This is a genomic window from Streptomyces sp. NPDC089424, from assembly GCF_044749345.1.
Taxonomy (GTDB): Bacteria; Actinomycetota; Actinomycetes; order Streptomycetales; family Streptomycetaceae; genus Streptomyces.
Window position 1 is genome coordinate 240,803 of sequence record NZ_JBIVHU010000003.1, and the last position, 22,739, is coordinate 263,541.

The window sequence follows — 22,739 nt, forward strand, 5'->3', positions numbered from 1 at the left end:
TGTATGGATTTACATGTTTCCTCGCACTGTTTGTCCCCACATCCCCGGTTCTTGGAGGTGAGCCGCCGTGGCACTCTCGATTTCGGCGGTGGTGCTGCTGGCGATCATCGTCTTCCTGCTGATCAAGAAGTCGGGGCTGAAGGCAGGGCATGCGGTGGTCTGCATGCTGCTGGGCTTCTACCTCGCGTCGTCCACCGTGGCGCCCACGATCAGCGAGCTGACCACGAACATCGCGGGCATGATCGGCGGCATCAAGTTCTGAGCGGCCCGGACTGCTCGTAGGGTGGGTCCATGACGGAACGGCCCTCCCGGCGTCTGCTGCTGGTGCACGCGCACCCGGACGACGAGTCGATCAACAACGGCGCGACCATGGCCCGGTACGCGGCCGAGGGTGCCCAGGTGACCCTGGTCACCTGCACCCTCGGTGAACGCGGCGAGGTCATCCCGCCCGAGCTCGGGCATCTGAGCGGCACCGCCCTCGGCGAGCACCGCCTGGGCGAGCTCACCGCGGCCATGCGGGAACTCGGCGTCGAGGACTTCCGCCAGCTCGGCGCGGCGGGCCGCTACCGGGACTCCGGGATGATGGGCCTGCCCGACAACGACGACCCCGGCTGCCTGTGGCAGGCGGACGTCGACGAGGCCGCCGCCCGGCTCGTCGAGGTGATCCGCGAGGTACGGCCCCAGGTGCTCGTCACCTACGACCCGAACGGCGGCTACGGCCACCCCGACCACATCCAGGCCCACCGCATCGCCATGCGCGCCGCCGACCTCGCCGCCGAGGCCGGCCTGGGCATCGCCAAGATCTACTGGAACCGCGTCCCGCGCACCATCGCCGAGGACGCCTTCGACCGCCTCCAGGACGCCCTGCCCGGCCTCGCCTTCACCCGGAGCGCGGTGGCGGACGACGTGCCCGGCGTGGTCGAGGACGAGCGGATCACCACCGAGATCGACGGCACCGCGTACGCCGCCGCCAAGGCCGCCGCGATGGCCGCGCACGTCACGCAGATCGAGGTCGCCGAGCCGTACTTCGCGCTGTCCAACCAGCTCGCCCAGCCGCTGTTCGGCACGGAGTACTACGAGTTGGCGCGAGGTGGACCGGCGCGCGGCGAAGGCCCCTCGGGGCGCGAGACGGACCTGTTCGCCGGGATCGAGGTGGCGTCGTGAGCGACCGGCCCCCGACGCTCGCCCAGCCGCTGCGAGGCCCCTCCGCCGGGCGGTTCGCGGCCTACCTCGGCCTGTTCGCGGTCGGCCTGGTGGTCGGAGCCGCCGGGTCACTGGTGCAGGCCGCCTGGTTCCCGGGCGGGCTGCTGCTGGCGCTCGTGGGCGCGGCCGGGGCGTTCGTCGGCGGCGCGTGGCTGACCGGGGGGCGGGCCGGAGCCGTGGCGGGCGCGGCCGGCTGGATGCTCTCCGTCATCCTGCTCACCGCCAGCCGCCCCGAAGGGGACTTCCTCTTCGCCGCGGGCGTCGGCTCCTACGCCTACCTGCTCGGCGGCATGGCCGTGGCTGTGATCTGCGCCACCCTCGTTCCGGCGCCCCGCGCGGGTGGCCGGTCCGTCCGACTTGGCGAATGACGTACCGGTTCGCCGTCCTGGGCTCGTGCGAGTCCCGTGTGGGTTTCCCCAGCGGTCGCGGGATACCCGCGCGAAGTGGCCAGTATGGTGGAGCCGCCGCCGCGCTGCCCGCGTATATGAGGTCGGAACCGGCGGTGGAGCCAACCGGGAGAACCTGCCTTGAGTCGTGAAACTGACAGTCCGTCCTCCGGGCCCAACGGGCACGGGGGTACCGCATACCCCTCGGGCACGCCGCCCTACGGCACCCCCACGGTTTCCGACAACGGTGCGGACAGGGGCCGTTCGGGCGCAGGGGCCGAGGAGCGCAAGACCGAGACCACGCTGACGACCCGGATCCGGATCAACATCCCCGGTTCACGGCCCATTCCACCGGTCGTCGTGCGCAAGCCCGTCGCCGACGCGGAGAACGCCGACAGCGCCGAGCACCCCGGGAACGCCGACGGCGGCGACGCCCAGGCCCCGGCGCCGGGCGCGGTCCCGTCCCCGGGCGCCCCCGAGGCCACGGCCGAGCAGCAACGGCCCCAGCCCGCCGAGGAGAAGACCAGCGACTGGTTCGCGCCGCGCAAGTCCGGTCAGGGCAAGCCCGGTCAGGGCGGTGGCGCCACCAACGGGGCGGGCACGCCCACGGGTTCGGCCGCCCCGGCCGCTCCCGCCGCCCCCGCGGCTCCGGGTGCCGCACGTCCCGGCGGTGTCGTCGGCTCCATGAACATGCCGGGCGGCTCCCGCCCCGGCGGCACCCAGGGCGGTGGCCTCCCGGGCGCCACCGGCGGTCCCGTGGCCCCCGGTCACGGCGGCGGCACCGGCTCCTTCGACGTCACCGAGGCCCTCGCGGCGGGCGCCCACGGCTCGCGGCCCGGCGAACCGCGCCGCGACGACCTGCCGTACTTCAACGAACCCGGACAGAACGGCGGTCAGGGCGGCCAGGACCCCTACGGCGCGCAGAGCCCGTACGGCGGTCAGGGCGCCGTCCCCGACGGCCGGCCCGTTCCGAACGGCCGTGGCGGCTACGGCGGCCCGGCCGGCCCGCAGGCCCCCACGGGCCCCACCGGTGGCCCCGTCACCGGCAGCAGCCCCCTCGCCCTGCCGAGCGGCCCCGGCGCGACCCCGCGCCCCGGCGGCGCCCTGAGCGACGACACCGCGATCCTCACCCCGCAGCCGCCGGCCCCCGAGCCGCCGCCCGGCAGCCCGTTCGGCGTGCCCGTGGACAACGTCTCCGGGGACACCCTCACCAGCGGCATCCCCGTCGTCCCGCCCGCCGACCGGAGCACGCCGTTCGGGCCGGGCGCCCCCGCCGACGGTCCGGCGGCGCACACCCCGCCGAAGCGGCCCGAGCCGGCCCGGCAGAGTCCTGCCCCGGCCGCGCCCAAGAAGAAAAAGAAGGGCCGCAACAAGCTGGTGCTGCTCAGCGGCGGCGTCATCGCCGTCGCCGGCGTCGCCTACGGCGCCGGTCTGCTGATGAACCACTCCGACGTGCCCAAGGGCACCACCGTGCTCGGCGTGGACATCGGCGGCGGCACCCGCGACGACGCCGTCAAGGCGCTCGACCAGGCCCTCGGCGACCGCGTCGACAACCCGGTGAAGCTGTCCGTCGACGGCGAGACCCTCTCCCTCAGGCCGGACCAGTCGGGGCTCCAGTTCGACACCGACGCCACGGTCGACGCCGCCGCGACCAGCGACTACAACCCGGTCTCCGTGATCGGCTCGCTCTTCGGCCAGGAGCGGGTCGTCGAGCCGGTCATGCCGGTCGACGAGGAGAAGCTGCACTCCGCCCTGGAGACCGCGGCGGGCGGCGCGGGCAGCGCCGGCGACGGCACCATCAAGTTCGAGTCCGGCAAGGCCGTCGCCGTCTACGGCAAGGCCGGCAAGGGCATCGCCGTCGACCAGGCCACCGAGGCCGTCGAGCAGGCCTACCGCAGCCAGGTGGAGACCGGGGCGGCCACGCCGGTCCAGGTCCCGACCACCGCGAAGCAGCCGACGGTGCCCGACGCCGAGGTCGACCGGATGATGAAGGAGTTCGCCGAGCCGGCGATGTCCGCCATAGTCACCGTCCAGACCGACCCGGCCCACTCGATCGCCTTCAGCCCCGAGAAGTCGCTGTGGAAGTTCCTCCGCGTCCAGGCGGTCGACGGCAAGCTCGTCGACACCTACGACGAGGCGGCCCTGAAGGAGCTCTACGGTTCGACCTTCGACGGCGTCCTCATCACGCGGGGCACCGGACAGAAGACCCCGGTCACCGTCCAGGACGTGATCGGCGCCCTGCGCCCGGCCCTGAAGAGCACGACCAACCGAGTCGCCACAATCGAAACCAACCCAAGCTGACCCCCCCTGCGGAGGGCACCCACCCCGGGTGCCCTCCGCAGGGAACTGCGCGCCCGGCCCCACGCCGCCCTGCCGACGCGGCCAGGCGCACCACCCCTCAGGGGCGCGGGGAACCCACCCGCACCCGCCCACGGGCCTCCGCTCCCCACGCCGCCCTGCCGACGCCGCAGCGCGCACCGCCCCTCAGGGGCGCGGGGAACTGCGCGCCCGGCCCCCACCCACCCGCACCCGCCCACGGCGACCAGCCCCCACACCGCACCGCCGACCAAAACCCCCCGCACTCGCGCTAATTGAGAAGCGCCCGCGCCGCCCGAGCCTCCCCGCGCACCTTCTCCGCGGCCCCCTCGTCCACGACCCCCACCACCTCCGCGTACGCGTCCAACTCCGCGGCCCCGTCCTCGAACTCCCCGCGCCGCACCAGCACCTGCGCCCGCTCGTACCGCAGCCGCGCCGGATGCGAGGGCAGCAGCAACGACAGCTCCACCGCCCACAGCGCCACATCCGACCGCTCGGCCCGCGCCGCGGCCCACGCCCGGATGTTGTTCAGGATCCGCACCACCACCTCCAGCGGATCCGCGGGCACCAGCATCGAGGGATCCAGCGGCGCCCCGGTGGCCCCCGCCACCAGCAACTCCGCGTCGTTCCCGCTGAGCACCCGCCCCCCGTCGAACGGATCGGCCAGCACCTGCTCCCCGGCCTCGCCCGGCGCCCCGCCGAACCCGACCACGAAATGCCCGGGCAGCGCCACGCCGTACACCGGGGCGCCCGCCCGCCGGGCCACCTCCAGCCACACCACCGACAGCAGGATCGGCAGCCCCCGCCGCCGCGTCAGCACGGCGTGCAGCAGGGACGACTCCAGCCGCTGATAGTCCGCGGCGGAGCCACGGAACCCGCACCGCTCCCCGAGCAGGTCCCGCACCGCCCCGGCCCAGGCCCGCGCCCCGCCCGGCCGGAACGGCAGCATCCCCGCCAGCCGGTCCAGCTCCACCTGCGCGGCGTCGATGCCCGCCTCGTCAAGTCCCCGGTCGGCCTGCGCCCCCAGGAGCAGGCACAGCGTCGCCAGGTCGGGCCGCTCGGACCGCGCCTCCTCGGCGAACCGCCGGCGCAGGTCCGCGGTCCGCTCCGGCGGTGGAGGGAAGGGTGGACGCATGGCTATCGGCCCTCCGGCTCCCGGTAGTGGTGGTACGTGTGATGCGCGCTGAAGCCCAGCCCGGCGTACATCGACCGTGCACCGGCATTGTCCGTCTCGACCTGGAGCCACGCCGCCGACGCGCCCTCGTCCAGCGCGCGCCGGGCCAGTGCCGCCATCACCTCGCTCGCCAGTCCCCGCCGCCGCAGCGCGGGATCCACCTCGACGGCGGCGAACCCGGCCCACCGCCCGTCGACGACGCAGCGCCCGATCGCGGCGGGTGTCCCACCCTCACCGGGAACGCTCGCGAACCACACCGAAGCACCGCTCCCCAGCACGCGCAGCGCCACCTCGCTCACCCCCTTGCGCTGATACCGCGCCAGCCACCCGGCGTCCGCCTCCCGGGACAGCACCACCCCGGCACCCTCGGCCCGGTCGGCGAGCGGCGCGAGGGCGCCGGTCCACACCTCCGCGGACACCTCCCGTACCCACCCGCGCCGCTCCAGCTCCGCGCACAGCAGTTCCTGGGTGCCCTCGGCGCCGGTGGCGGTCTGCAGATACGCGGGCAGGCCGCGTACGCCGTACCAGCGCCGTACGGCGTCCAGCGCCTCGTCGAGCGACACGCCCGGGTCCCCGAGCGGCAGCACCGAGTTGGCGCACCGGGTGAAGCCGGCGGCGGCGCGCAGCTCCCACGCGCCGAGCCGCTCGCTCTCCAGTGGTCGCCAGCCCCGCGCGGCGACCCGGGCCAGCTCCTCGTAGGAGGCGGCGGGACCGCGGCGGCGGGCCGGCGCGGCCGGGACCACCTTCCCCGCGACCAGCGCCGACTCCCTGATCCGGACGCTTTCGCCGTCCCGTCGTGTGATCACGAGCACACCGTCGTCCCAGGATGTGAGAACACCCACCGTGTCGGTGAATTTCCGCCCCGCGACTCCAGCGTCCCTCAACCGCCGTACGGAGACTCGTTTGCCCACGTCAGCTGTGGTGATACGGACCTCAAGGCGTCCAGCCGCCGATATTTCCACAGGTCGGTTCACCCCTCCTGTTCGGATCATGCCCAGGAACGGAGATACTAGGGGCGGGCATCGACGACGCCGCGCTCCCGCGCGCCAGGCGGCGGAGCCTGAGGAGGCCCGCCGGCGCCCTACCGAGGAGGAACGACAGCGTGACCTACGTCATCGCGCAGCCTTGTGTCGACGTCAAGGACAAGGCGTGCATCGAGGAGTGCCCGGTCGACTGCATCTACGAGGGCTCACGGTCCTTGTACATCCACCCGGACGAATGCGTCGACTGCGGGGCATGTGAGCCGGTCTGCCCGGTCGAGGCGATCTTCTACGAGGACGACACTCCGGAGGAGTGGAAGGACTACTACAAGGCGAACGTCGAGTTCTTCGACGAGCTCGGCTCGCCCGGTGGCGCGAGCAAGCTGGGCCTGATCGAGCGGGACCACCCCTTCGTCGCCGCGCTGCCGCCGCAGGCCGAGTGACCCCTTAGGCGGCCCGAACCGCGCCGCCTCGGTCCCGTACGGCCCGATCACCCCGATCGCGGACGCACGGGACCGAGGCGTTTGCCGCACCAGAAAGAGAGCCAGACACCGTGTCCGCAGTCTCCGACCGCCTGCCCACCTTTCCCTGGGACAAGCTCGCGCCGTACAAGGAGACGGCCGCCGCGCACCCGGACGGCATCGTCGACCTCTCCGTCGGCACCCCCGTCGACCCGGTCCCCGAGCTGGTCCAGCGGGCGCTCGTCGCCGCCGCCGACTCGCCCGGCTACCCGACCGTCTGGGGCACGCCCGAACTGCGGGACGCGATCACCGGCTGGCTGCGTCGCCGCCTCGGCGCCCAGGACGTCACCCACCACCACGTCCTGCCGGTCGTCGGCTCCAAGGAACTCGTCGCGTGGCTCCCGACCCAGCTGGGCCTCGGCCCCGGCGACCGGATCGCCCACCCGCGCCTCGCGTACCCGACGTACGAGGTCGGCGCGCGTCTGGCCCGCGCGGAGCACGAGGTCTACGACGACCCGACGGACCTGGACCCGCAGGGACTGAAGCTCCTCTGGCTGAACTCGCCCTCCAACCCGACGGGCAAGGTGCTGTCGAAGCAGGAGCTGACCCGGATCGTCGCCTGGGCCCGCGAGCACGGCGTCCTGGTCTTCTCCGACGAGTGCTACCTCGAACTCGGCTGGGAGGCCGACCCGGTCTCGGTCCTCCACCCCGACGTCAACGGCGGCTCGTACGAGGGCATCGTCGCGGTGCACTCGCTGTCCAAGCGCTCCAACCTCGCGGGCTACCGCGCCGCGTTCCTCGCGGGCGACCCGGCGGTCCTCGGCCCGCTGCTGGAGATCCGCAAGCACGGCGGCATGATGACGTCCGCGCCGACGCAGGCGGCCGCGGTGGCGGCGCTGGGTGACGACGTCCACGTCCGCGAGCAGCGCGACCGCTACGCGGCCCGTCGCGCGGCGCTGCGCGAGGCCCTGCTGGGCCACGGCTTCCGCATCGAGCACAGCGAGGCCAGCCTCTACCTGTGGGCGACCCGGGACGAGTCCTGCTGGACCACCGTGGCCCACCTCGCGGACCTGGGCATCCTGGTCGCGCCGGGCGACTTCTACGGCCGGGCGGGCGAGCACTTCGTGCGCGTGGCCCTGACGGCCTCGGATGAGCGGGTCGCGGCGGCGGTCAAGCGCCTCGCGTGAGCACGGCGAAGGGGCCCAGGGACGTCCCTGGGCCCCTTCGCGTGGAGCGTCCGGCACTCAGCCGAGCGGCAGCCCCTTGGTGGGCAGCGTCTGCACCGGCAGCCCGCCCTTGGTCAGCCCGTCCGTCGGCAGCCCGCCCTTGGTCGCGCTGGCCGCGGCGTCGCCCACGACCGCCCCGGCGGCACCGGCGGCGTCACCCGCGGCCTTCTGCACCGCGGGCGTGGCCTTCTTCGCGACCTGGCCACCGGTCTTGCCCGCGGCGGGCACGGCCTTCTTGACGGCCTTGCTGCCGGTGTCGCCGGCGGCACCGGTGACGTTCTGCGCCGTGCTGTCGACGGTGTTGCCGACGTTCGCCGCGTCCAGGGCGGTCAGTCCGCCGAGGTTGCCGGTGGCGGGCAGCTCGGGGGCCGCGCTGGCGGAGCCGGCCGCACCGACCCCGGCAGCCGCTCCCGCTGCGACAAGCAGCGCGGCACGGGCGATCCGACGGGTCAGGGGGAGGGACATGATGCTCCTTCGACGGGAGATGACGGTGAAGTGTCCTGCCTTTCCCGGGAGTTGACTCCGCGACGTCGTCGGTCGCGTCCTCGTGCCCCGGGCTCGGACGCAGTGACTACCGCTCGAAGCCCGCGAAGGTTGCGGCGTGCCAACGTAAAGAGTTGGCAATGCGTCGCATTATCGGCTGCGGATAAAAACGGGCAAAGAACACCCGGTCCGAAAGTCCGCCGAATCCTTACGGCTCCGCGTTCCCAAGGGTTTTGGCACATGCGGGGGTGAGGCTGCGAAAACCTGAGCACCCGGCCGCCCCGAGGGGGCGTACGTAACCCGTGGGGATGATCCCTCGCACTACCGTGCAGTGACGATACGGACGGTGTCGGCGGTGCCTTGGGCCCCGTCCGTGTTCTTCGCGTCCTCGATGGCGCGCCACCGGCTGTCGGTGTGTCCCGCGACCCACTCCCGCCCGGCGTACGAGACCCGCTCGATGTGCAGCGAGGAAGCGTTGGCCACGGCCCAGTGGGCGTACTGCCAGCCCCGCTCCCGCGCCCCGCGCCCGTCGGTGCCCTCGGCGACCGGCACCGTCACCGTGCGCCCGCTGGTCCCGGGGGCGAGGGTCGGCGTGGGGGAGGCCGTACGGGCGCCCACCTCGGCCCCGGCCGGTTGGACCGCGTCCCGGCCGAAGTCCCGCACCAGCGCGGAACGCACCGCGTCCGGCCCGGCCGTCGGGGTGGTGCCGGGCCGCCCCTCGCAGGTCAGCGTGGCGGCCGCGCGCCCCGTGAGGGCGGCGGCGAGCAGGGTGGCGTCCGGCTCGTGCTTGGCGTACGCCTGCGGGAAGCCGCTGCGCTGCACGCGCTGCGCGGCGACGGTGAGGGGCAGCCGGGTGTAGCCGGGGACGTCGACCAGATGGTCGTAGAACATGCCCGCGGAGTAGATCGGGTCCATGATCTGTTCCTGCGTGCCCCAGCCCTGCGAGGGCCGCTGCTGGAACAGGCCGAGCGAGTCGCGGTCGCCGTGGTCGATGTTGTGCAGCGCGGACTCCTGCAGCGCCGTCGCGAGGGCGATCGTGACGGCCCGTTCGGGCAGCCCGCGCGCGGTGCCGACGGCGGTGACGGTCGCCGCGTTGACGGCCTGCTCGGGGGTGAACTCGTACGTCTCCCCGTCGCCGTCGGCGGAGACGACCTTGCACCCCGGGCCGCCGGCGCCTCCCGTGACGTACTGCACCACGAGATAACCCGCGACCGCGAGCAGGACGACGAAGGCCGCCCCCACTCGGAGAAGGCGGCCACGGCGCTGAAGATGAGGTGACGGCTCTGGCACGCGTACAAGGTACTGGAGAGTACGGAGTGGCCGGAGGCATGCGCGGAAAGTCCTCCCAGGCCGGGGAGCGCTAGGGTCGACCCATGGCCGACTCCCCCCTTGACCTCGCCCTGGACGCCGCCCAGCTCACCGCCCAGCTCGTCGACTTCCCGTCGGAGAGCGGCAGCGAGAAGCCCCTCGCGGACGCGATCGAGAACGCGCTGCGGGACCTGCCGCACCTCGCCGTCGAGCGGTACGGCAACAACGTCGTCGCCCGCACCGGCCTGGGCCGGTCCCAGCGCGTGATCCTCGCCGGGCACATCGACACGGTGCCGATCGCCGGCAACGTGCCGTCCCGGCTGGACGAGAACGGGGTGCTGTGGGGCTGCGGCACCTGCGACATGAAGGCGGGCGTCGCGGTCCAGCTGCGTATCGCGGCGACGGTCCCGGACCCGAACCGCGACCTGACGTTCGTCTTCTACGACAACGAGGAGGTCGCCGCCGACCTCAACGGCCTCAAGCACATCGCCGAGGCGCACCCGGAGTGGCTGGAGGGTGACTTCGCGGTGCTCCTGGAGCCGTCCGACGGCCAGGTCGAGGGCGGCTGCCAGGGCACCCTGCGCGTCCTGCTGAGGACCAGGGGCGAGCGGGCGCACTCGGCGCGCGGCTGGATGGGCTCCAACGCGATCCACGCGGCCGCCCCGATCCTGGCCCGGCTCGCCTCCTACGAGCCCCGTAACCCGGTGATCGACGGACTGGAGTACCGCGAGGGCCTGAACGCGGTCGGCGTCTCCGGCGGTGTGGCCGGCAACGTCATCCCCGACGAGTGCGTGGTGACGGTCAACTTCCGCTACGCGCCGGACCGCACCGAGGAGGAGGCCGTCGCACACGTCCGCGAGGTGTTCGCGGACTGCGGCGTCAGCGAATTCGTCGTGGACGACCACAGCGGAGCCGCTCTCCCCGGACTGTCGCACCCGGCCGCGGCGGCCTTCATCGAGGCCGTCGGCGGCACCCCGCAGCCCAAGTACGGCTGGACGGACGTCTCCCGCTTCAGCGCCCTCGGCGTCCCGGCGGTCAACTACGGTCCCGGCAACCCGCACTTGGCGCACAAGCGGGACGAGCGGGTGGAGACGGCGAAGATCCTCGCCGGCGAGGAGCGGCTGCGGGCCTGGCTCACGGAGTGAGGGGGGCGGGGCGTCCACCGGAGGGTTTCCTCAGGGGCGCTGCGTTGCAGACATGCACATGTCCCCCCTCTGTTACCGCCGTGGATCTACGCTGAGGTGGAAACACCCCGCAAGCGGAGGGAGCACACATGGCCACCGGCAACCCTGAGGGAAAGCGGCAGCCGCCGGAGGAGCAGCGGCTCGGACCGGTCCTCCGACGGCGCAACCAGGTGACGGCGAGCACGACGGACCAGCGGCTGCTGGACGCCGGAGGCCCGTCGGACTGGGTCCACACCGACCCGTGGCGCGTCCTGCGCATCCAGTCGGAGTTCATCGAGGGCTTCGGCACGCTCGCCGAACTCCCGCCCGCGATCAGCGTGTTCGGCTCCGCCCGCACGCCCGTGGAGTCCTCCGAGTACGAGGTCGGCGTCCGCCTGGGCCGGGGCCTCGTGGAGGCGGGCTTCGCGGTCATCACCGGCGGCGGCCCCGGGGCGATGGAGGCGGCCAACAAGGGCGCCAGCGAGGCGGGCGGCATCTCGGTGGGCCTGGGCATCGAGCTGCCCTTCGAGCAGGGTCTGAACCCCTATGTCGACATCGGCCTGAACTTCCGCTACTTCTTCGTCCGCAAGATGATGTTCGTGAAGTACGCACAGGGCTTCGTGGTCCTCCCCGGCGGCCTGGGCACCCTGGACGAGCTCTTCGAGGCCCTGACCCTGGTCCAGACCCAGAAGGTCACCCGCTTCCCCATCGTGCTCTTCGGCACCGACTACTGGGGCGGCCTGGTCGACTGGCTCCGCCACACCGTGATCGCCCAGGGCAAGGCCGCGGCGAAGGACCTCCAGCTCTTCCACGTCACCGACGACGTGGACGAGGCGGTGGCCCTGGTGTCGAAGGAGGCGGGCCGCTAGCCGCGGGGTCCGGGCGGAGCCCCGCCAGGGCCCAGGGAACGGAGCCTTGCCAGGGGTCCAGGGGACGGAGTCCCCGGCGGGGTCCGGGGCGGAGCCCCGGCGAGGCCCACTTCTCGTCCGACCGAGTCGGGCGGGTGGGTGGGCTAGGTCGGGGTCCGGGGCGGAGCCCCGGAGGGGGGCACCTCTTGTCCGAGCGAGTCGGGCGGGTGGGTGGGCAAAGGCAATGGCAACGGCCTCAGGCCAACCCCCGCCGAGCCACCGCAGGCCCACCCCACCCCCCGATCGCCGACACCATCTCCAGCACCTGCCGGGTCTCCCCCACCTCATGCACCCGGTACACCTGCGCCCCCAGCCACGCGGACACCGCCGTCGTGGCCAGCGTCCCGATCACCCGCTCCTTGACCGGCCTGTCCAGGCTCTCCCCGACGAAGTCCTTGTTGGACAGCGACACCAGCACCGGCCAGCCGGTCTCGACCATCTCGCCCAGCCGCCGCGTCGCCTCCAGGCTGTGCCGCGTGTTCTTCCCGAAGTCGTGCCCGGGATCGATCATCACGGACTCCCGGGGGACCCCCAGCGAGACCGCCCGCTCGGCCAGCCCGAGCGTCACCCGCAGGATGTCCGCCATGACGTCGTCGTACGTCACCCGGTGCGGCCGCGTACGCGGCTCCGCCCCACCGGCATGGGTGCACACCAGCCCCACCCGGTACCGCGCGGCGACCTCCGCGAGCCTCGGGTCCACCCCGCCCCACGCGTCGTTCAGCAGATCCGCCCCGGCCTCGCACACGGCCTCGCCGACGTCGTGCCGCCAGGTGTCCACACTGATGATCACGTCCGGGAAGCGGCGCCGCACCTCGGCCACGAAGCCGACCGTCCGCCGCGCCTCCTCCTGCGCGGTCACCTCCTCGCCGGGCCCCGCCTTGACCCCGCCGATGTCGATGATCGCGGCCCCTTCGGCCACCGCCTGCTCCACCCGGGCGAGCGCCGGCTCGTCGCGGAACGTGGCCCCCTGGTCGTAGAAGGAGTCCGGGGTCCGGTTGACGATCGCCATGATCACCGGCTCGCGCGGGTCGAACTCCCGCCTGCCCAGCCTGAGCATCCCGTGTGACCTCTCCTCGTTCGTCCTGGTCCCGGCCCTGTACGACCGCCTGTGACCCTAACTGTCAGACTCGCATGGCACGATCGGACCCTGACACATCCGATGCCGGCGTACGCCACAGGTGCGCCGCCACACTCCGCGTGGGGACCTCAGCGATGGTTATGTTCTTGTTCCTGGTCGTCGCCCTCGCCGTCGTGGTCGCCGCGGTGACCCTCGCGGTGGTCGGCGGCGGCGAGCACGGCCCGCTGCCCGAGGCGGCGCCCGAGCGACTGCAGGACCCGCTGCCCCTGGACCGACCCGTGGGCCGGACGGACATCGACGCCCTGCGCTTCCCCCTGGCCGCCCGCGGCTACCGCATGGCCGACGTCGACGACGCCCTGAACCGCGTCGCCGCCGAGCTCGCGGAGCGGGACGCCCGGATCGCCGACCTGGAGTCCGCCCTGGCCGGCGCCCAGGCGGCGGCCCGCATCCCGATGGACAAGCCCGGCCGGGAAGAGGGCCCGCGATGACCGACGGAGCCACCGTGGCCGGCCCGGACGGCGTGCGGCGCTGCCCCTGGGCCCTGTCCACGCCGGACTACGTGGCGTACCACGACGAGGAGTGGGGCCGCCCGGTCCACGGCGACGACGCGCTGTTCGAGCGGCTCTCCCTGGAGGCCTTCCAGTCCGGCCTGTCCTGGATCACGATCCTGCGCCGCCGCCCCGGCTTCCGCGCCGCCTTCGCCGACTTCAGGATCGCCACGGTCGCCACCTTCACGGACGACGACCGCGAGCGCCTCCTCGCCGACGCCGGCATCATCCGCAACCGCGCGAAGATCGACGCCACCCTGGCCAACGCCCGTGCGCTGGCCGGCTGGGAGCCCGGTGAGCTGGACGACCTCATCTGGTCGCACGCCCCCGACCAGGACACCCGCCCGGTCCCCAAGACCCTCGCCGACGTCCCCGCGGTCACCCCGGAGTCGACGGCCCTGTCCAAGGCACTGAAGAAGCGGGGCCTGCGTTTCGTGGGACCGACGACGGCGTACGCGCTGATGCAGGCGTGCGGTCTGGTCGACGACCACCTGGCGGACTGCGCCGCACGCCGCGCCGGCTGAGCGGGCGGAGCGGCTCAGCGCCCCAGGTACTTCGGCTTCTCCTTGTTCACGAACGCCTGCACGGCGATCCGGTGGTCCTCCGAGGCCCCCGCCCGCGACTGCAGCTCGTCCTCCTTCTCCAGCGTCTCGGCCAGGGAGTGGCTGAACCCGTAGGCCACGGCCTCCTTCAGCGCGGCGTACGCCACCGTCGGGCCCTCGGCGAGCGCGCGGGCCACCTGCTCGGCCTCCGCGCGCAGCTCCGCCGCGGGCACGACCCGGTTGGCGATGCCCAGCTCGTACGCCTCCTGCGCCTTGATGCTGCGCGGGAAGAGCAGCAGGTCGGTGGCGCGGCCGGGGCCGACCACGCGCGGCAGCGTCCAGGAGACGCCGGAGTCGGCGGTCAGCGCGACGCCGGCGAACGAGGTGTTGAAGGCCGCGGTGTCCGCCACGACCCGGTGGTCGGCGGCGAGCGCGAAGCCGAAGCCTGCTCCCGCGGCCACCCCGTTCACGCCCGCGACCACGGGCTTCGCCATGTCGGTCAGGGCCCGGACGATCGGGTTGTAGTGCTCGCGGACGGTCCTCATGGTCTGCCCCTCGCCCGCCTCCCGGTCCTCGGCCAGCAGCCCGATGTGCTCCTTGAGGTCCTGGCCCACGCAGAACGCCCGGTCACCTGCCGCGGTCAGCAGCACCGCCCGCACGGCGTCGTCGGCCGCCGCGGACCGTACCGCGTCCCGGAGCGCGACCTTGGTCTCGATGTTCAGCGCGTTCATCGCCTCGGGGCGGTTCAGCGTGATCGTCGCCAGCCCGTCGTTCACCTCGTAGAGCACGGTGTCGGCCATGGCGTATCCCCTCCGGTTCGGCGGCTCGGGGCGTACCGGTCGGTACGTCCCGTCTGAGGACAGCATGGCGGAGATCACGGACAACGGCTCCGGGCGTCCGTGTGAGCTGCGTCAAAGAATTGGGCCCGGTTTTCGGTCGGCGGAAGTCCATGCGGCTGCGCAGTATCGCAGTCACATCGCCGAATTGAGTGGTTTTGCTCGCGCGCGTTGCCCAAGCGATGCCGACCGATGTTGGTCATCGGGTCGTGAGATGCGGGATAATGGCCTGGAAGCAATGTGTTCGATGCCGGTGTCGCGTGTCTTGTTTCACGGACCGCGCGTGCCCATCAGCGGGCGCCGTCGGCCTTGACGATGAGCTGGTTTTCAGGAAGGGGAACGAGCATGGCGGCCATGAAGCCGCGGACGGGTGACGGCCCGCTCGAGGTGACCAAGGAGGGGCGGGGCATCGTCATGCGCGTTCCGCTCGAAGGCGGCGGTCGGCTCGTCGTCGAGCTGACCCCGGACGAGGCCGACGCGCTCGGCGACGCCCTCAAGAAGGTCGTGGGCTGACCCGGAGGCGACCATACCCTTTCAGCCGCCCCGGCACCGCATCCGGTGCCGGGGCCGCTGCATTCCCGGCTTTCTCCGCTCAGCCGCGCCCTGAATTCGCGCCATGGAGCGCCGTCGCACCGGCGGAAAAGGGGCAATGGAGCAGAGCAGGCCCAGTCAGCGCTTGACCGCGCACAGCAGTCCGTCGCCGACCGGCAGCAGCGACGGCACCAGTTCCTGGCTCTCGCGCACCGCGCGCAGCAGCTCCCGCAGCCGCAGCACCTCGGTGGGCTGCGGGCCCGAGTCCACCGTGCGCCCGTTGGCGAAGACGCCCTCGAACACCACCAGGCCGCCCGGCCGCAGCAGGCGCAACGATTCAGCGAGGTAGTCCAGCACCTCGAGCCGGTCACCGTCGCAGAAGACGAGGTCGTATCCGGCGTCCGCGAGCCGGGGCAGCACCTCCAGGGCGCGGCCGGGGATGAACCGGGCCCGGTTGCTCGCGAACCCGGACGCGCGGAAAGCCTGCCGGGCGAACTGCTGGTGCTCCGGCTCGGGGTCGACGGTGGTCAGCACGCCGTCCGCGCGCATGCCGTGCAGCAGGTGGATCCCGGAGACGCCGGTACCGGTGCCGATCTCGGCGACCGCCTTGGCGTCCACGGACGCGGCCAGCAACCGCAGGGCGGCGCCCGTGCCGGGCGACACCGAGCGCAGCCCTGCGTCCCGGGCGCGTTCCCGGGCCCAGTGCAGCGCGTCGTCCTCGGCGACAAAGGCGTCGGCGAACGCCCAGCTCGTCAGCCGGTTGCCGGTAATGACCCTCTCCTGTCCCCGTGGTTGCCTGGGCGTGACTGTATCCGTTGGTGCCGGGAACCCGCAGATGGGACCGGGCGTTTAGAGGGGTGGGAGACGACGGCGGGGGACACGGTTGGATCACGACGACGAGCGGGGCGCCGAGCAAGTGCTGACGCAGCCGCATGAGCCGTACCAGCACAGATCAATTTCTCGTAAAACCGCTTATGGGGAGCTAACGGGCGAGGTGGCTATGGTAGGGGCTCCACTGGACACCACCAGAGCTGACAGGGGAGGTGCGGCTGCGTCTGTGGACCGCACAGGAGTGCTGAGGCGCTTCCTCGGGTCGGCGGGCAGGCCGAAATCCGTGAACGACACCGCTGCTGACCACAGCCACGCCGCTGACCACGACCGGACCGCGACGTTCTCCACCGACGCGGACGGGCAGGCGTGGACTCCGCCCACCTGGGAGGAGATCGTCAGCACCCACAGCGGTCGTGTCTACCGGCTGGCGTACCGCCTGACCGGCAACCAGCACGACGCCGAGGACCTCACGCAGGAGGTCTTCGTGCGGGTGTTCCGCTCCCTGTCGACCTACTCGCCGGGGACGTTCGAGGGCTGGCTGCACCGCATCACCACGAACCTCTTCCTGGACATGGTCCGCCGCAAGCAGCGCATCCGCTTCGACGCCCTCGGCGAGGACGCGGCCGAGCGACTGCCGAGCCGCGAGCCGTCCCCGCAGCAGGTCTTCAACGACGCCCACTTCGACGCGGACGTCCAGCAGGCCCTCGACACCCTGGCGCCCGAGTTCCGCGCCGCGGTCGTCCTGTGCGACATCGAGGGACTGTCGTACGAGGAGATCGCCGCGACCCTCGGCGTCAAGCTCGGCACGGTCCGGTCCCGGATCCACCGTGGCCGCTCCCAGCTGCGCAAGGCCCTCGCGCACCGGTCCCCGGAGGCGCGCGCCGAGCGTCGCTCCTTCGTGCCCCGCGTGCCCGCTCTGGGGGGAGGAGGCGCGTCCGCGTGAGTGCGACACGTCCGACGGCCGCCGAGGAGCGCCTCGCGGAGCAGCACCTGGGAGACCGACTCGCCGCCCTGGTGGACGGCGAGCTGGGTCATGACACGCGTGAGCGTGTGCTGGCGCACGTGGCGACCTGCCCGAAGTGCAAGGCGGAGGTCGACGCGCAGCGCCGGCTGAAGAACGTCTTCGCGGAGGCGGCCCCGCCGCCGCCCTCCGAGAGCTTCCTGGCCCGGCTCCAGGGGCTGCCCGGCGGAGGTGACCTCGACGGTGGTGTGCCACCGATGGGGGGAGGCTTCGGCGGAGGCGTCTTCGGCATGAGACGCGGCGAGGGCTTCGACTTCGATTACGTCCCCACGGCGGCGCACGCCGCCGTCCTGCCCGCCTCCGCACAGCGCGGTTTCCGCATCCATGACGTCGGCCGCAGCGAGGCCGAGCGGGCGGCGGCGTCACGCGGGCGCCGGTTCGCCTTCGTGGCCGCCGGGGCGGTCTCCCTGGCCGCGATCGCGCTGGGCGGCGTCACCACCGGCACGCCGGGCGACGCGGAGAACCGGGGCGGCTCGGGAAGCAACGTGACCCCGGCGCGACCGGGGTCGGGCACGACGACGCCCGAGAACCAGCGGCGACGTGGGGCCGGCCCCCAGCTCGCCCAGATCCAGGGCGGACGGACGCTCGGGGAGACCCCGGCGGCCGCGACGGCGGTGTCCGCACCGCTGCTGCCCGGGGTGGCGTCCCGGCCGACGCACGCCCTGACGGCTCCCATGGTGGCCGACGCGGCCGCGATGTCGCCGCTCATACGCCCCCTTGCCGCGACACCGCCGATCACGCTCACCAGTTGGTCCACGGCTCCCGAGGTCATGACCCCCGGTCTGCTCGCGGCGCCCGTCACGGACGCGAAGGTGACGCCCTCCGCCTCCTCCTCCGTCACCCCCCGCTGACCGGTCCCTGCGCCCCGGCGCGCGAACCTGGTTGAATCCACGGTGAAACGCGCCTGCGCACTGGCGTCCGGCGCGGAATTCGCACTGCGGCCACACCAACGACGAGCCGGGCCGCGGCCAGCTGTGGGGAGAGCATGAACGAGGGCACCGCGCCGACGCCGGACAAGGGGGAGGGCGACTTCGAACTGAGGCGCCCGGACGAGGCACCCGCGGAGGCGGCCCCCGAGAAGCCGAACCCGTCCGAGGGCCCGCGACACGACGTGCCGCCGGGCGACGTGCCCGGGAGCCGGGTGCTGAGTGGAGACGTGCCCGGAGGCCAGGCGCCGCAGGACGAGGTGCCGGGGTTCGCGGGCCCGCAGTACGACGTGCGGCCGGGTGACGTGCCCGGGGGCGAGGACCCGCAGGACGAGGTGCCGAGGGCCGACGGGCCGCGATCCGACGTGCCGCCGGGTGGCATGAGCGTGTCCGGTGCGGAGCGGGACGTTCCGGTTGCTCCGGCCGCCGGCGAGGCTCCCAAGCCCCTGCACGATCCCGATCCGTACAGCACCCCGCCGTACGGCGAGCCCGGCCCCTGGGCGCCCGCACCGCCCGTACAGCATCCGGCGACCACGCCCGCGCACGGCACGGCGACGGTGGCGCCCCCCGCGACGCCCACCGGGGCACCTGTCGTGACGCCCCCGCACGGGACCCCGGCCCCCACCGTCGCGGTCCCGCCGCCCGCGGTTCCGCAGACCGCCTCTCCGGCCCCGGACCCGGCCGCTCAAGCCCCCGCAGCGGCTCCGGCGCCCGCCGCGGCCCAGACCCCCCTGCTGCCCCCTCAGGCCCCCGCACCGGCCGTCCCGGCCCCCAGGACGGCGGCCCCCGCACCCACCGACCCCGCCACCGGCGCTCCCACCGCGCCGCCGGCCGCACCCGCCCCCGACCCCTGGCACCGCTACGACCCCTGGGCCGCGGCCGACCCCGCCACCGCCCCCGGCGCCGCACTCACCCCCGCCCCGCTCCAGCAGACCGGGGCCGCGGTCCTCACCGAGCGGCAGCGCCGCAGGCGAGCCGTGAAGGTGATCGTCGTCGGCACCGTGCTCGTCGCCCTGGTGTCCGGCGGCATCGGCGGCCTGGTGGGCGCGTATCTGGAGCGCAACGGCGGCGTAGGGCAGGTCGAGCTGCCGCAGGCGGGGCAGGAGGATGCCGGGCGCGACGCCGACAGCGTCGCCGGGATCGCCGCGCGGGCCCTGCCCAGCGTGGTCACCCTGCACGTCAGCGGCTCCGGCGAGGCGGGCACCGGCACCGGGTTCGTGCTCGACGGCCGGGGCCACATCCTCACGAACAACCACGTCGTGGAGCCCGCGGGCGAGGACGGCGAGATAACGGTCACGTTCCACGACGGCACGACGGCGAAGGCCGAGGTCGTCGGCCAGGACGGCGGCTACGACCTCGCGGTCGTCCGCGTGCGCGGCGTCACCGGTATGAGGCCGCTGCCCCTCGGCAACTCCGACAACGTCCAGGTCGGCGACCCGGTCGTGGCCATCGGAGCCCCCTTCGACCTCGCGGGGACGGTCACCTCCGGCATCATCAGCGCCAAGGAGCGCCCCATCACGGCGGGCGGCGAGGAGGGCGACGCCAGCGACATCTCCTACGTCGACGCCCTCCAGACCGACGCCCCCATCAACCCGGGCAACTCCGGCGGCCCGCTGCTCGACGCCCGTGCCCACGTCATCGGCATCAACTCCGCCATCCGCTCCGCGGGCGACGGCGCCGACGTGGAGGGCGGTCAGTCCGGCTCCATCGGCCTCGGCTTCGCCATACCGATCAACCAGGGCAAGCGCGTCGCCGAGGAGCTGATCAACACGGGCAGGGCGACCCACCCCGTCATCGGCCTCACCCTCGACATGGGCTACACCGGCGACGGCGCCCGCGTCGGCACCGAGGGCAGCGACGGCGCCGCACCTGTGACCCCCGGCGGCCCCGGCGACGAGGCCGGCATCGAGCCGGGCGACGTGATCACCGAGGTCGACGGCCAGCGGATCCACTCGGGTGAGGAACTCATCGTCAAGACCCGCGCCCACCGCCCCGGCGACCGGCTGGAGCTGACCTTGCGGCGGGACGGCGAGGAGCGGACGATCTCCCTGGTGCTCGGTTCCTCCGGCGGCGCCTGACGTGAGGCGAACACATCTCACAGACCGGACGGCGACCGGTGCCCCCAAGGCAAACAACCGGAAAAACGCTCACCAACCCGCAGGTGCGGGGCTCGGGACAGTACCGGTAGGACAGGATCGACGGGTACCGTGGATCCGGCCCGGGACACACAAGGAGCTTTCAGGTGTTCAATGACATAGGACCGCTGGAGCTGGTGACGCTCGTCGTCCTCGCCGTGCTCGTCTTCGGTCCGGACAAGCTCCCCAAGGTCATTCAGGACGTGACGCGCACGATCCGGAAGATCCGTGAGTTCTCGGAGAGCGCGAAGCAGGACATCCGGCAGGAACTCGGTCCGGAGTTCAAGGACTTCGAGTTCGAGGATCTCAACCCCAAGACCTTCATCCGCAAGCAGTTGGACAACGAGGAACTGGGGCTCAAGGAGATCCGCAACGGCTTCGACCTGAAGAAGGAGATGGCCGAGGTCACGGACGCGGTGCACAGCCGCGACGCCGACCCGGCCGCCGGTCCCGGCTCCACGGGCGCCCGCGTCGACATGACGAAGAAGCCCGACGACCGCCCGCCCTTCGACGCGGACGCCACCTGAGGCCCGTAGAACCCGCCTCTCCCCTCGCCACCTCGGCGGATGCCGGCGCGTCGGCCCTTTTCGTCCTCCCGCCCCACGGCCCCGGCACGACGCCCACGCGACCCACGCGCCGGGCGCGTTCCCGGCTGCCCGCACCGGTGTGGATATGCTGCCGAGTTGTTGTGCGGAGCGGACGAGTACGCCCGAAGGGGGGCGGGCCGTTCGATCCGACGAGAAGCGAGGAGGCGTCCGGGCACATGGAGACGACGAGTCGGGCAGTCGCACAGGCGCCGGCCGCGGAGGGCGGAGCACAGCTCCTGTCCGCCCGGCGTACGGTCGACGCCTACCTGCGTGCGCCTTTCCCGTGGTACGGCCTCGACGAGGCGTTCACGGGCCCGCGCTGGCTGATGCAGGTGGGCATGACGGCCGACGGGGCCGTGGAGCACGGTTCGATCGGCCACGGTGACGAGCCCTCGGTGCGCGCCGAGGGCGTCGCCGAGGAACGGGAGCGGTTCGCGGTCGTGGTGACCGTCGCCGCCAACCCCGTGCGGCGCAGTGCCGACGGCACGGGGCTGCTGGAGGCCACCTCGGTCTCCTCGGCCGCCTGGCTCGCCGGGGTGGGGCTGCTGTCCTTCACCTGGCCCGGGCAGATGGACCACAGCCTGCGCGACCACTGGCTGGAGCAGCAGACCGAGACCGCGTGGGTCCTCGCGGACGATCTCGCCGGGGAGGACTGGTCGACGCTCTCACTTCCCGTCGACGGCGTCCCCACGTCGTTCCACTACCGCGAGTCCGAGTTCGGCTGGGTGCTGGCGGGATCGACGCAGGACGGCGTCCACCTGGGCGCGTACGGCCGTGGGATGAGCGCGTACGGGCTCGGGTTCTCGGTGGTCAAGGACATCGCCCAGTACGCGTGAGCGTATGACGAAGGGCGCCGCCGGGACGGGGCGCCCTCTCGTCGTACCGCACACGCGTCGCACCGCACGCGTCCGGCGTGCGGGCGCGGCTCAGAACTTGTTGCGCGGGGTGATGCCGAGCGACATGCCCGACAGACCGCGCTGGCGGCCGCCCAGCTTGCCTGCGATCGCGAGCAGCGCCGCGCCGGCGGGGGAGTCGGGGTCGCTCAGGACCACCGGCTTGCCGTCGTCGCCGCCCTCGCGCAGACGGACGTCGATCGGGATGCTGCCGAGGACCGGGACGTTCGCGCCCGTGGTGCGGGTCAGGCCGTCGGCGACCGTCTGGCCGCCGCCCGTGCCGAAGACGTCGACCATCTCGCCGCAGTGCGGGCAGGGCATCCCGGACATGTTCTCGACCACGCCGACGATCTTCTGGTGGGTCTGCACGGCGATGGATCCGGCCCGCTCCGCCACCTCGGCCGCCGCCTGCTGCGGGGTCGTCACGACCAGGATCTCGGCGTTGGGGACCAGCTGGGCCACGGAGATGGCGATGTCGCCGGTGCCGGGCGGCAGGTCCAGCAGCAGGACGTCCAGGTCGCCCCAGTACACATCCGCCAGGAACTGCTGGAGCGCGCGGTGCAGCATCGGGCCCCGCCAGACGACGGGGGCGTTGCCCGGAGTGAACATGCCGATCGAGATGACCTTCACGCCGTTCGCGGACGGCGGCATGATCATGTTCTCGACCTGGGTGGGCCGCCCGTCGGCGCCCAGCATGCGCGGCACGCTGTGGCCGTAGATGTCGGCGTCGACGACACCGACCTTCAGGCCGTCGGCCGCCATCGCGGCCGCGAGGTTGACCGTGACGGACGACTTGCCGACGCCGCCCTTGCCGGAGGCGACCGCGTACACGCGGGTGAGCGAGCCGGGCTTGGCGAAGGGGACCTCGCGCTCGGCCTGGCCGCCGCGCAGGGCGTTCGCCAGCTCCTTGCGCTGCTCGTCGCTCATCACGTCGAGCGTGACGTCGACGCGGGTGACGCCGTCGACCCGGGAGACCGCATCGGTCACGCGCTGCGTGATGGTGTCGCGCATCGGGCAGCCCGAGACCGTGAGGTACACGGTGACCGCGACCGCTCCGTCCGCGCCGATCTCCACCGACTTGACCATCCCCAGCTCGGTGATGGGCCGGTTGATCTCGGGGTCGTTCACCGTCGCCAGTGCCTCGCGCACCGCGTCTTCCGTAGCCATAGACACGATGGTACGGCGCCGCACACAGACTGCGGA

Annotated in this window: 24 protein-coding genes; 16 read left to right on the forward strand and 8 right to left on the reverse strand. The window is 73.1% G+C overall.

Going from position 1 to position 22,739, the window contains the following annotated elements; translation table 11 throughout:
• Window positions 1-67: 67 nt before the first annotated feature.
• The 4 genes from ACIP2X_RS16060 to ACIP2X_RS16075 all read left to right on the forward strand — a co-directional run bounded on the left by ACIP2X_RS16060 (window position 68) and on the right by ACIP2X_RS16075 (window position 3,890).
• Window positions 68-262 carry a hypothetical protein gene (locus tag ACIP2X_RS16060; RefSeq protein ID WP_365455014.1) on the forward strand — a complete coding sequence of 65 codons (195 nt, stop codon included), beginning with the start codon at window positions 68-70 and terminating at the stop codon, window positions 260-262.
• A 29-nt stretch (window positions 263-291) separates the two neighbouring features.
• The gene (mshB, locus tag ACIP2X_RS16065; protein WP_401672892.1) at window positions 292-1,164 is read left to right on the forward strand and encodes an N-acetyl-1-D-myo-inositol-2-amino-2-deoxy-alpha-D-glucopyranoside deacetylase; all 873 of its coding nucleotides are present in this window, start codon (window positions 292-294) and stop codon (window positions 1,162-1,164) included.
• Window positions 1,161-1,571: a DUF6113 family protein gene (locus ACIP2X_RS16070; RefSeq protein WP_401672895.1), complete on the forward strand. Its 411-nt coding sequence runs from the start codon at window positions 1,161-1,163 to the stop codon at window positions 1,569-1,571. The genes mshB and ACIP2X_RS16070 overlap by 4 nt, the downstream gene beginning before the upstream one ends.
• Window positions 1,572-1,730: 159 nt before the next feature.
• A complete protein-coding gene (locus ACIP2X_RS16075) occupies window positions 1,731-3,890 on the forward strand; it encodes a hypothetical protein (RefSeq protein ID WP_401672897.1) in 2,160 nt (719 codons plus the stop codon).
• A gap of 286 nt (window positions 3,891-4,176) precedes the next feature.
• On the opposite strand, the gene ACIP2X_RS16080 is transcribed toward ACIP2X_RS16075, so the two are convergent.
• Both ACIP2X_RS16080 and ACIP2X_RS16085 read right to left on the reverse strand, forming a co-directional pair.
• Window positions 4,177-5,040 carry a transglutaminase-like domain-containing protein gene (locus ACIP2X_RS16080; protein ID WP_401672900.1) on the reverse strand — a complete coding sequence of 288 codons (864 nt, stop codon included), beginning with the start codon at window positions 5,038-5,040 and terminating at the stop codon, window positions 4,177-4,179.
• A gap of 2 nt (window positions 5,041-5,042) precedes the next feature.
• On the reverse strand, window positions 5,043-6,041 hold the full coding sequence (locus ACIP2X_RS16085) for a GNAT family N-acetyltransferase (protein ID WP_401674456.1): 999 nt from the start codon (window positions 6,039-6,041) through the stop codon (window positions 5,043-5,045).
• A 140-nt stretch (window positions 6,042-6,181) separates the two neighbouring features.
• On the opposite strand from ACIP2X_RS16085, the gene fdxA reads away from it, so the two are divergent.
• Complete coding sequence (fdxA, locus tag ACIP2X_RS16090) at window positions 6,182-6,502, forward strand: ferredoxin (RefSeq protein WP_362249186.1); 321 nt, start codon at window positions 6,182-6,184, stop codon at window positions 6,500-6,502.
• A 110-nt stretch (window positions 6,503-6,612) separates the two neighbouring features.
• Complete coding sequence (locus ACIP2X_RS16095) at window positions 6,613-7,707, forward strand: bifunctional succinyldiaminopimelate transaminase/glutamate-prephenate aminotransferase (protein ID WP_401672904.1); 1,095 nt, start codon at window positions 6,613-6,615, stop codon at window positions 7,705-7,707.
• Between the two features lie 57 nt (window positions 7,708-7,764).
• Here the strand turns inward: ACIP2X_RS16095 and ACIP2X_RS16100 are convergent, their stop codons facing one another.
• Together ACIP2X_RS16100 and ACIP2X_RS16105 are read right to left on the reverse strand one after the other, a co-directional pair.
• A complete protein-coding gene (locus tag ACIP2X_RS16100) occupies window positions 7,765-8,211 on the reverse strand; it encodes an ATP-binding protein (protein ID WP_401672907.1) in 447 nt (148 codons plus the stop codon).
• A 339-nt stretch (window positions 8,212-8,550) separates the two neighbouring features.
• The gene (locus ACIP2X_RS16105; RefSeq protein ID WP_401672909.1) at window positions 8,551-9,519 is read right to left on the reverse strand and encodes a heavy metal transporter; all 969 of its coding nucleotides are present in this window, start codon (window positions 9,517-9,519) and stop codon (window positions 8,551-8,553) included.
• 83 nt (window positions 9,520-9,602) lie between these two features.
• On the opposite strand from ACIP2X_RS16105, the gene dapE reads away from it, so the two are divergent.
• Window positions 9,603-10,682, forward strand: a complete 1,080-nt coding sequence (dapE, locus tag ACIP2X_RS16110) for a succinyl-diaminopimelate desuccinylase (protein ID WP_401672911.1) — start codon at window positions 9,603-9,605, stop codon at window positions 10,680-10,682.
• 128 nt (window positions 10,683-10,810) lie between these two features.
• Window positions 10,811-11,569: a TIGR00730 family Rossman fold protein gene (locus tag ACIP2X_RS16115; RefSeq protein ID WP_401672914.1), complete on the forward strand. Its 759-nt coding sequence runs from the start codon at window positions 10,811-10,813 to the stop codon at window positions 11,567-11,569.
• A gap of 235 nt (window positions 11,570-11,804) precedes the next feature.
• On the opposite strand, the gene folP is transcribed toward ACIP2X_RS16115, so the two are convergent.
• Window positions 11,805-12,665, reverse strand: a complete 861-nt coding sequence (gene folP, locus ACIP2X_RS16120) for a dihydropteroate synthase (RefSeq protein WP_401672917.1) — start codon at window positions 12,663-12,665, stop codon at window positions 11,805-11,807.
• Between the two features lie 155 nt (window positions 12,666-12,820).
• Between folP and ACIP2X_RS16125 the strand changes: the two genes are divergently transcribed.
• Together ACIP2X_RS16125 and ACIP2X_RS16130 are read left to right on the forward strand one after the other, a co-directional pair.
• Window positions 12,821-13,174 (forward strand): DivIVA domain-containing protein, encoded by a 354-nt coding sequence (locus ACIP2X_RS16125; RefSeq protein ID WP_401672919.1) that lies wholly within the window; start codon window positions 12,821-12,823, stop codon window positions 13,172-13,174.
• Window positions 13,171-13,758, forward strand: coding sequence for a DNA-3-methyladenine glycosylase I (locus ACIP2X_RS16130; protein ID WP_401672922.1), 588 nt, complete (start codon window positions 13,171-13,173; stop codon window positions 13,756-13,758). Before ACIP2X_RS16125 ends, ACIP2X_RS16130 begins: the two co-directional genes overlap by 4 nt.
• A gap of 14 nt (window positions 13,759-13,772) precedes the next feature.
• Here the strand turns inward: ACIP2X_RS16130 and ACIP2X_RS16135 are convergent, their stop codons facing one another.
• Window positions 13,773-14,576, reverse strand: a complete 804-nt coding sequence (locus ACIP2X_RS16135; protein WP_401672924.1) for an enoyl-CoA hydratase/isomerase family protein — start codon at window positions 14,574-14,576, stop codon at window positions 13,773-13,775.
• A 381-nt stretch (window positions 14,577-14,957) separates the two neighbouring features.
• Here ACIP2X_RS16135 and ACIP2X_RS16140 point away from each other — a divergent pair, with 381 nt between their 5' ends.
• The gene (locus ACIP2X_RS16140) at window positions 14,958-15,125 is read left to right on the forward strand and encodes a DUF3117 domain-containing protein (RefSeq protein WP_003966491.1); all 168 of its coding nucleotides are present in this window, start codon (window positions 14,958-14,960) and stop codon (window positions 15,123-15,125) included.
• Between the two features lie 156 nt (window positions 15,126-15,281).
• Here the strand turns inward: ACIP2X_RS16140 and ACIP2X_RS16145 are convergent, their stop codons facing one another.
• Entirely contained in the window at window positions 15,282-15,980 is a 699-nt protein-coding gene (locus ACIP2X_RS16145; protein ID WP_401674459.1) for an O-methyltransferase, read from the reverse strand.
• A gap of 235 nt (window positions 15,981-16,215) precedes the next feature.
• Here ACIP2X_RS16145 and sigE point away from each other — a divergent pair, with 235 nt between their 5' ends.
• The 5 genes from sigE (at window position 16,216) to ACIP2X_RS16170 (ending at window position 21,479) form a co-directional block, all read left to right on the forward strand.
• Window positions 16,216-16,917, forward strand: coding sequence for an RNA polymerase sigma factor SigE (gene sigE / locus ACIP2X_RS16150; protein ID WP_401674462.1), 702 nt, complete (start codon window positions 16,216-16,218; stop codon window positions 16,915-16,917).
• Window positions 16,914-17,846 (forward strand): zf-HC2 domain-containing protein, encoded by a 933-nt coding sequence (locus tag ACIP2X_RS16155; protein ID WP_401672926.1) that lies wholly within the window; start codon window positions 16,914-16,916, stop codon window positions 17,844-17,846. Before sigE ends, ACIP2X_RS16155 begins: the two co-directional genes overlap by 4 nt.
• A gap of 134 nt (window positions 17,847-17,980) precedes the next feature.
• Window positions 17,981-19,999 (forward strand): trypsin-like peptidase domain-containing protein, encoded by a 2,019-nt coding sequence (locus tag ACIP2X_RS16160; RefSeq protein WP_401672928.1) that lies wholly within the window; start codon window positions 17,981-17,983, stop codon window positions 19,997-19,999.
• 164 nt (window positions 20,000-20,163) lie between these two features.
• Window positions 20,164-20,583, forward strand: coding sequence for a sec-independent translocase (locus ACIP2X_RS16165; protein WP_401672931.1), 420 nt, complete (start codon window positions 20,164-20,166; stop codon window positions 20,581-20,583).
• A 161-nt stretch (window positions 20,584-20,744) separates the two neighbouring features.
• Window positions 20,745-21,479 carry a hypothetical protein gene (locus ACIP2X_RS16170; protein WP_401672933.1) on the forward strand — a complete coding sequence of 245 codons (735 nt, stop codon included), beginning with the start codon at window positions 20,745-20,747 and terminating at the stop codon, window positions 21,477-21,479.
• Window positions 21,480-21,569: 90 nt separating this feature from the next.
• Here the strand turns inward: ACIP2X_RS16170 and ACIP2X_RS16175 are convergent, their stop codons facing one another.
• Entirely contained in the window at window positions 21,570-22,703 is a 1,134-nt protein-coding gene (locus ACIP2X_RS16175) for an Mrp/NBP35 family ATP-binding protein (protein WP_401672936.1), read from the reverse strand.
• Window positions 22,704-22,739 lie beyond the last annotated feature (36 nt).